The sequence below is a fragment of the Leucobacter faecis genome, assembly GCF_054456695.2.
In genome coordinates this window covers 1-792 of sequence record NZ_JBTJER020000031.1, presented here as the reverse complement: position 1 = coordinate 792, position 792 = coordinate 1, and the positions used below count along the sequence as shown (strand labels likewise).

At 53.8% G+C, this 792-nt stretch carries 1 rRNA gene; it reads right to left on the bottom strand.

Annotated features, from left to right (window positions below):
- Positions 1-792: ribosomal RNA gene (locus tag ACXR2W_RS14135) — 23S ribosomal RNA — on the bottom strand; the annotation flags it as partial.

Here is a 792-nt window from a genome sequence, read left to right as displayed (position 1 = left end):
CACTAGCGTGCCAGCTTCACAGTCTCCCACCTATCCTACACAAGCCACACCGAACACCAATACCAAGCTGTAGTAAAGGTCACGGGGTCTTTCCGTCCTTCTGCGCGTAACGAGCATCTTTACTCGTACTGCAATTTCGCCGAGTTCACGGTGGAGACAGCTGGGGAATCGTTACGCCATTCGTGCAGGTCGGAACTTACCCGACAAGGAATTTCGCTACCTTAGGATGGTTATAGTTACCACCGCCGTTTACTGGGGCTTAAATTCAAAGCTTCGACACCAAAGCGTCTAACCTCTCCTCTTAACCTTCCAGCACCGGGCAGGCGTCAGTCCGTATACATCCACTTGCGTGTTAGCACGGACCTGTGTTTTTAGTAAACAGTCGTTCCCCACTGGTCTCTGCGGCCACCACACCCTTTCCCAAGCAAGTTGGTATAAGTGGATGGCCCCCCTTCTCCCGAAGTTACGGGGGCATTTTGCCGAGTTCCTTCACCATGATTATCTCGATCTCCTGAGTATTCTCTACCTGACCACCTGAGTCGGTTTGGGGTACGGGCAACAGCAAACCTCACGTCGATGCTTTTCTCGGCAGCATAGGATCACCTGCTTCCCCAAAACGGGTCCGCATCGTATCTCACCCTTCACACCACAATCTATTAAAAAGCGGCAGGCTACATACTTACACCGGGACAACCATCGCCCGGCACAGGCTACCTTCCTGCGTCACACCACACGCTCACCACCCTGACATCGGGTTCGCAGCCGCCACCCACACATCACCCGAAGGATCCG